8 protein-coding genes are annotated in these 8,014 nt (G+C 48.4%); all 8 read left to right on the top strand.

Going from position 1 to position 8,014, the window contains the following annotated elements; all coding sequences use genetic code 11:
- Positions 1 to 1,046 (top strand): tryptophan synthase subunit beta (trpB, locus tag A3751_RS10810; RefSeq protein ID WP_068455650.1); only part of this gene is annotated, 1,046 nt, incomplete at its 5' end.
- Positions 1,047 to 1,050: 4 nt separating this feature from the next.
- Complete coding sequence (gene trpA / locus A3751_RS10805) at positions 1,051 to 1,854, top strand: tryptophan synthase subunit alpha (RefSeq protein WP_068455647.1); 804 nt, start codon at positions 1,051 to 1,053, stop codon at positions 1,852 to 1,854.
- Positions 1,855 to 1,876: 22 nt separating this feature from the next.
- Positions 1,877 to 2,818: an acetyl-CoA carboxylase, carboxyltransferase subunit beta gene (gene accD / locus A3751_RS10800; RefSeq protein ID WP_068455644.1), complete on the top strand. Its 942-nt coding sequence runs from the start codon at positions 1,877 to 1,879 to the stop codon at positions 2,816 to 2,818.
- 10 nt (positions 2,819 to 2,828) lie between these two features.
- Positions 2,829 to 4,109, top strand: a complete 1,281-nt coding sequence (locus A3751_RS10795) for a folylpolyglutamate synthase/dihydrofolate synthase family protein (RefSeq protein ID WP_068455642.1) — start codon at positions 2,829 to 2,831, stop codon at positions 4,107 to 4,109.
- Positions 4,106 to 4,747, top strand: coding sequence for an SPOR domain-containing protein (locus tag A3751_RS10790; RefSeq protein ID WP_068455639.1), 642 nt, complete (start codon positions 4,106 to 4,108; stop codon positions 4,745 to 4,747). Before A3751_RS10795 ends, A3751_RS10790 begins: the two co-directional genes overlap by 4 nt.
- Before the next feature lie 137 nt (positions 4,748 to 4,884).
- Entirely contained in the window at positions 4,885 to 5,400 is a 516-nt protein-coding gene (locus A3751_RS10785; RefSeq protein ID WP_068455636.1) for a CvpA family protein, read from the top strand.
- A gap of 12 nt (positions 5,401 to 5,412) precedes the next feature.
- The gene (gene purF / locus A3751_RS10780; protein WP_068455633.1) at positions 5,413 to 6,930 is read left to right on the top strand and encodes an amidophosphoribosyltransferase; all 1,518 of its coding nucleotides are present in this window, start codon (positions 5,413 to 5,415) and stop codon (positions 6,928 to 6,930) included.
- A gap of 23 nt (positions 6,931 to 6,953) precedes the next feature.
- A partial coding sequence (locus A3751_RS10775) for an O-succinylhomoserine sulfhydrylase (RefSeq protein WP_068455631.1) occupies positions 6,954 to 8,014 on the top strand: 1,061 nt, incomplete at its 3' end.

Genomic DNA, 8,014 nt, shown 5'->3' with positions numbered 1-8,014 from the left:
ATTTGGCTGACTATGTTGGTCGGCCATCGCCTTTATACTTTGCGGAACGTTTAACGAAAGAGGTTGGTGGCGCGAGGATTTATCTCAAACGAGAGGATCTTAATCACACCGGGGCGCACAAAGTAAACAACACGATTGGGCAGGCCTTGTTGGCAAAATATATCGGTAAGCCCCGTGTTATTGCTGAAACAGGAGCTGGTCAGCATGGCGTTGCTTCTGCAACTGTCGCGGCTCGGATGAACCTCGATTGTAAGGTCTTCATGGGAGAGGAAGATGTCCGTCGCCAGGCGTTGAATGTGTATCGAATGAAGCTGTTGGGCGCGGAAGTCGAAGGTGTGACCAGCGGAACCCGAACCCTCAAAGATGCGATGAACGAAGCGTTGAGAGATTGGGTGACGAATGTCGATAACACTTTTTATATCATTGGAACGGTGGCAGGTCCTCATCCTTATCCAATGCTCGTGCGTGACTTTCAGGCTGTGATTGGTCGAGAGGCTAGGCAGCAATGTCTTGAGAAAGAAGGTCGTCTTCCAGATGCGCTGGTCGCATGCGTGGGCGGAGGCTCAAATGCTATCGGGCTTTTCTACCCTTTTATCTGTGACGAGGGAGTTGAGATGTACGGTGTCGAAGCCGGCGGTCATGGTATCGAAACTGGTGAGCATGCTGCGCCTTTATGTGCAGGTAAGCCCGGTGTTCTGCATGGTAACCGTACCTACTTAATGAGCGATGAGAATGGCCAAATCCAAGGCACGCATTCTGTGTCTGCGGGGTTGGATTATCCCGGTGTTGGGCCGGAGCATTCATGGTTAAAGGATATGAAACGCGCGGATTATGTGTCTGTGACAGACACTGAAGCGCTGGACGCTTTTAGAAGGCTGACCTTGGTCGAAGGGATTATGCCTGCTCTAGAGACGAGCCATGCAATTGCTTACGCGATTAAGAAGGCAGCTACGATGCGGTCTGACCAAATTATGATAGTGAACTTGAGTGGTCGCGGCGACAAAGATATTCACACAGTCGCGGGTATAGACGGAATTACGGTGTAATCGAATGAGCAGAATAAAAGCAACAATGGACGCACTAAAAGCGTCGGGCAAGAAAGCGCTAATACCCTACATAACAGGCGGTGACCCTCGACCAGATTGGACCGAGAGTTTAATGCATACGCTTGTTGAAAACGGTGCAGACATTATTGAGTTAGGCGTTCCTTTCTCGGACCCTATGGCTGATGGGCCGGTCATCCAGCTTGCGTGCGAGAGGGCGCTAGAGCACAACACGTCTTTGCGTGATTTGCTTGAGATCGTTCGCTCGTTCCGTAAGACCGATGCAGATACACCGGTCGTGCTGATGGGCTATCTGAATCCGCTTGAAATGATGGGGATCGAGGAGTTTCTAGATGCGGCTGCGGATGCGGGCGTTGATGGCGTTTTGACGGTGGATCTGCCGCCAGAAGAGGCAGATTGGTTCGCTCCGATGGTTGTTGAGCGCAATCTTGATTTGGTTTTCTTGATTGCTCCGACTACGACAGATGAGCGGATACGCAGTATCTGTGAGCATAGTAGTGGCTACGTGTATTATGTTTCGGTTAAAGGTGTAACCGGCTCTGCTGCCTTAAGCACAGACGATGTAGCAGAAAGGGTGGCGAATATTAGAAGCATTGCAGACATTCCTGTTGGTGTTGGTTTTGGTATTAGCGATCCAGAATCGGCTGCTGCTGTTTCGAAAGTGTCGGATGGCGTCATCGTGGGTAGTGTTTTGGTGAACATTATTAAAGAAAATCAACAGGACTTGTCTGCTATAAAAGATAAGCTAGGATCTATGTTATCTTCCATGCGTCAGGCGATGGATGCCTAATTGAAACTAGAGAAACTTAGCAATGAGTAGTTGGCTCGACCGAATAAAGCCAAGTTCTATCCGTTCCGAGGCGAAAACTCGTGGCAGCATTCCAGAAGGCGTTTGGAAAAAATGTCCCAAATGCAGCGCTGCACTCTATCTCCCCGAGCTCAAGAAGAATCTCGATGTATGTCCTAAGTGCCAGCATCACCTTAGAGTGAGTGCGCGGCGCAGGGCAGAGTTGTTTCTGGACGAAGGCTACGAGGAGCTATGCGCGGACTTGGCGCCTGATGATCGCCTTAAATTCAAAGATACCAAGAAGTACAAAGACCGCCTGTCTGCAGCACAAAAAGAGACCGAAGAGAAAGACGCGCTGTTGGTGTTCAAAGGCTCCGTAGCCGAGTTTGATTTGGTGATGGTGGCGTTTGAGTTCAACTTCATGGGTGGCTCAATGGGCTCAGTTGTTGGAGAGAAGTTTGTTCAGGCCGTGAACTGTTGTCTGAGCGAACGTCGTCCACTAGTTTGCTTCAGTGCAAGTGGCGGAGCACGTATGCAGGAAGCATTGATCTCACTTATGCAGATGGCGAAGACCTCTGCTGCGCTGGAAAAGCTCAAGGAAGCGCGACTTCCATACATTTCTGTGATGACCGATCCGGTTTTTGGTGGTGTGTCAGCAAGTCTTGCGATGTTGGGTGATGTAAATATGGCAGAGCCTAATGCATTGATTGGTTTTGCCGGGCCTCGGGTTATTGAACAGACCGTACGAGAAAAATTGCCTGAAGGTTTTCAGAGAAGTGAATTTCTTCTTGAGCACGGTGCCATTGATATGATTGTTCACCGCGCCTCCATGCGTAGCAAAATAGTGTCTCTGCTTTCTAAGTTATTGATCAAAGAGCAAGTGATTGCAACGTCCCTTGCTGAGTCGCCGGAGAGAGAGGCTAACTCTCACTCTTCGGACGAAGCAGCGGATTTGAAAGAGGAATAGAGATTCTTCCGTGACGCTCAGCGAATGGTTAAATGATCTTGAGCAACGACATCCCACAGAAATAGATCTCGGTCTTGAACGTGTGCGGCTTGTCTTTGACCGTTTACAGCTTACTGATTCAATGCCTTATTGTATTGTGGTTGGTGGCACGAACGGCAAAGGGAGTACGCTGAAAGCGATCGAGAATGGCCTCTCTTCGGTAGGTTTACGAATCGGTACCTACACTTCTCCTCATTTATATCGTTTTAACGAGCGTATCTGTCTTCAAGGAAAAGAGGTCGGGGATCAAACGCTTGTCGATGCTTTTGATGTCGTCGAGCGCGCGCGTGGTGATATATCTCTTACTTACTTTGAGTTCACAACGCTTGCGGCTTTTGTGGTTTTTTCCAATGCTTTTCGAGCTGGAGAGCTAGACGCGATCATTTGTGAGGTCGGGTTGGGTGGCCGGCTAGATGCGGTCAACGTGCTTGACGGTGATCTGTCGCTCGTCACAAGCATTGGTCTGGATCATCAGGATTGGCTGGGCAATACCATTGAGGAGATCGCTCGAGAGAAGGCGGGTATATTTCGGCCTTCAAAGCTGGGTTTGGTGGGTGAAACATTTCCGAATTCCATTTTGAATGAGTTAATCGCCGTTGGTTATTCGCTCTCCATATACGGGGAGGATTTTGGTATTACGCACAAGGGTGATTGTCGCTTCGAGTTTTTCACCGGCTCCAAACTTGTCCTTCTAGATCCATGTCAACAAAGTAGCTTACCGAAGAATAATCTGTGTCTCGCTATGCAGGCGTGTATCATTGCGTTGGAAGCTAAGGAAGGCGGAGAGCTTACGCCCAAAACGCTAGACCGGTGTGCGAAAGCGATCTCTAAGACTCAGGTTCCTGGGCGTTTGCAGCAGGTTAGCGAGGAGCCGGTCATTATTTTCGATGTTGCTCATAACGAGGCCGCGGCACAGTTTTTAGCCGATTATCTGAGCAATAAGCATCTAGGTCGAAAGGTAAGGGCTGTTTTCTCTTGCTTGAAGGATAAGGACATCCGTGCGATTGTTAGAATTATGTCGCCATTCATAAGTGAGTGGTTTATTGCACCCCTAAAAGGCAGCAGGGCAATGTCTGTAGAAGCGATAGAAAATGAATTGTCTTTTGTTGGTGCTCAGGTGCGAAGTTTCGATGACCTTTCGGATGCGTTTGCAGCAGCGTCAGACGTTGGCTGTAGCCAGGATGCGATGGTTTTAGCGTTTGGTTCTTTTTATGTTCTTGAGTCTCTAGGAGAAAGGATTCTTGTGGAATGAGTGAAACGGTCGATAGTCTAAAACAACGTTTGGTGGGTGCATTTGTCATTTTATCGCTTGCGGTAATCTTTCTGCCTATGGTGTTTGATAAGCCGCACAGAGAGGGCAATGCCGTTGTAGAGCAAGTGCCGCCAAAGCCAATGCGTGAAACGGTTGTTATTTCACGACCAACAAAACCGGATTACAAAAAAAGGGCGGTGGAATCTGAGGGAGATTCGGAATCGGAATCTAGCTTACCCAAACTTGTCGCCGTTGAGTCTGGCATGAACGAGGCGTCAGCAACCCCTGAAGTATCGCAGGTTCCATCCAGAGACATCATAGATTCTGAGAAAAGAAGCGATGTCGTTGAGAGTGCTTCCAGCAAAGCGGATAGCAAGCCACGGATTGTTGATACAAAAGTATATAGCAATGTCTGGATGGTGCAGCTGGGTACTTTTTCAAAGCAAGAGAATGCTTATTCCTTGCGAGATAGATTAAGAAAGATCGGAATTGACGGCCATACGAAGCCTATTAAATCAGGCAGTGCTACTCGCGTGTTTGCTGGCCCCTTTGTGACGAAGAAAGAGGCCTTAAGAATCAAGCGAAAACTGGATGCTGAATTCAAGGTTGATAGTCTTGTGGTATTTTTTGAAGCGTAAATTGACCGTTTGGTTAACTTAAGTCGCTGTTATCAAACAAAAAAATAGTCAATTTCTTTAGTTTGTATAGGGTTTCTGAAACGCGTTTGTTATGATGCGCGCGAATCTGCAACCCAGTTAGAATCTTTGGGGGATGTGTGGCTGAGCTCAATTGGGCTGATTGGACGCTGCTTGGAATCATTGTGTTTTCGAGCTTGCTGAGCGTATTGCGTGGTTTTACGAGAGAGGCGATTTCGCTGATTGTTTGGCTGGTTGCTTTCGTTGTTGCGCGAGCCTTTCAGCCGGAAGCACAAGTTTTACTCGCTCCTTATATTGCGGACTCGATGATGCTCTCTTTGTCAGCATTCGCACTGTTGTTTGTAGCAACATTGATCTTTGGTGCGATACTTGGGCGTCTAGCGTCCTTTTTGATCAAAATCACCGGATTAACAACGTTAGACCGTGTTTTAGGGATCGGCTTTGGAATGGCCCGAGGCTTGGTTCTTTGTGTTGTTATTGTTGCCGTTGTACGTTACACCCCGTGGTCGGGAGCAGACTGGTGGGCAGATTCGCTCGTTATTGAACAACTCACTGTGCTTGAATACTGGTCTCGGTCGGTCTTTGCATCAGGTGAGTACGATCTTTCGTCGGCTTTAGCCAACGCCAAATTGTGAGGAAGTAACTTCATGTGCGGTATTGTCGGTATGGTTGGTAAATCCAACGTAAACCAAGTTTTGTTTGACGCGCTCACTGTTCTGCAACATCGCGGACAAGATGCAGCAGGAATCGTTACGTGTCAGGACGACCGCTTTTATCTTCGTAAAGACAATGGATTGGTTCGAGATGTATTTCGTACGCGTCATATGCGTCGATTGCAAGGAAATGTAGGTATTGGTCATGTTCGTTACCCGACGGCAGGCTCTTCTAGCTCCGCCGAGGCACAGCCTTTTTATGTGAATTCACCCTACGGCATTACGCTCGCTCATAACGGTAATCTCACCAATACCATTGAGCTTAGTGATGGTGTTTTGAAGTCGGATCTTCGGCATATCAATACAAACTCAGATTCTGAGGTACTGCTGAATGTTTTGGCGCATGAGCTGCAAAAGCAGGGCAAGTTAATCCCCACAGAAATTGAGATTTTTGAAGCGGTTAAACAGGTGCATAAGCGGGTCAAGGGCGCATATGCCGTGATCGCGATGATCACCGGTTATGGGGTTTTGGCTTTTCGCGATCCTTTTGGCATTCGGCCCGCGTGTTTCGGTAAACGCGAGACCGAGAAGGGCACGGAGTATATGGTTGCCTCGGAAAGTGTTGCTCTAGATGCAGCTGGCTTTGAAATCGTCCGTGATATTGAGCCGGGAGAGGCCGTTTATATACAAAACAGCGGGGAGCTTCATACGCAGCAGTGCGCTGAGTCGCCTCGTTTGAATCCTTGTATTTTCGAGCATGTATATTTTGCCCGCCCTGACTCTATGATCGATGATATTTCGGTTTATAAAGCGCGTTTGCGAATGGGAACGACGCTCGCAAAAAAAGTACTCGCACTGCGTCCGGATCATGATATCGATGTGGTTATCCCTATCCCTGATACGAGTCGGACAAGCGCGATGGAAATGGCGAATGAGTTGGGCGTGAAGTATCGAGAAGGCTTTATTAAGAATCGCTACATTGGGCGGACCTTCATCATGCCAGGCCAAAGTCAGCGCAAAAAATCAGTTCGCCAGAAGCTCAACCCCATCGGCCCGGAATTTCAAGGCAAGAACGTTATGTTGGTGGATGATTCGATTGTTCGCGGCACTACTTGTAACGAAATTATCCAGATGGCTCGTGACGCTGGTGCCAAACGTGTTTATTTTGCGTCGGCCGCGCCTGCTGTTCGTTATCCAAATGTCTATGGTATCGATATGCCCGCGGCCAATGAGCTGATTGCGCATGAAAGGACAGAGGACGAGATTGCTCAGTTGATCGGCGCTGACTGGCTGGTTTATCAAGATCTCGAAGATTTGGTTGATGCTGTCAAAGAGTGTAATCCGGGAATCGAGCAATTTGATTGTTCTGTGTTCGACGGGCATTACGTGACGGGAGACATTGACGCGGACTATCTTGATCGACTTGAAAGAAGCAGAAATGATGCGAGTAAAACCGAAGATGAGAGTATACTTGAAGGCGAAGAGCAGTTGAGTCTGCACAACGCCGACTAGTCCGAGTTTTCTGAGATTTATTCATGCCAAAAAGCAAAACAGTTAATGCCTCTATTCCAGTTTCAAATCTAGACGGGCTTTCGATCGAAACTCTGGCGATTCGCGCCGGACAGATTCGTAGTCCCGAGTTAGAGCATAGTGAGGCAATTTTCCCTACCTCTAGTTTTGTCTTTAACTCCGCTGAGGAGGCGGCGCAGAGGTTCTCTGGTGAATTGGAGGGCAATGTATACGCCCGCTTCACAAATCCAACTGTAAGCATGTTGGAAGCTCGGATTGCTGCCTTGGAAGGTGGAGAGCGAGCTGTCGCAGCGGCGTCTGGTATGGCTGCCATTATGTCGACATTTTTTGCGCTCTTGAAACAAGGCGATCACATCCTCTGTTCGAGAAGTGTCTTTGGTACGACGACTGTTTTTCTCGAAAAGTTTCTTTTGAAGTTCGGTGTAGACGTCGAATTTGTTGATCTCTGTGACTACGATTCTTGGGGTTCCGCGCTGCGTGAGAACACGCGTTTAGTCTTTGTGGAAACCCCGTCTAATCCATTGTGTGAGGTGGTGGATCTTCGTCGTTTGAGAGGAATTATCGATCAGCAAGAGCGCGAGCAGGACTGCCTTTTCATTGTGGATAATTGTTTTTGTACGCCGGCGCTTCAGCAGCCCTTGGCTTTAGGTGCGGACGTTGTTATTCATTCGGCGACGAAATACATCGATGGTCAAGGTCGTTGTCTGGGTGGTCTGGTTGTCGGTAGTGAACAGGTGATGTCGGAGGTGCATGGTTTCATGCGTTCCGCTGGACCAGCAATGAGTCCTTTTAATGCTTGGGTATTTTTGAAAGGGCTTGAAACGCTGAATTTGCGTATGAAAGCGCATAGTGAAAATGCGTTGCAGGTAGCGAAATGGTTGGAGCAGCAGCCTCAAGTTGAGACAGTGTTTTATGCCGGGCTTGAATCTCACCCTTATTATGAGCTGGCCAAGCAACAGCAGTCTGGTTCGAGTGGCGTACTATCGTTTCGGGTAGTAGGTGGGCGAAGTGAGGCTTGGGCTGTTATTGATGGTACGGAGTTTATTTCGCTGACGGCAAATCTCGG

Source organism: Oleiphilus sp. HI0080 (assembly GCF_001635135.1).
The sequence above is the reverse complement of the archived record's forward strand: the minus strand, read 5'-3'. Positions and strand labels throughout refer to the sequence as shown.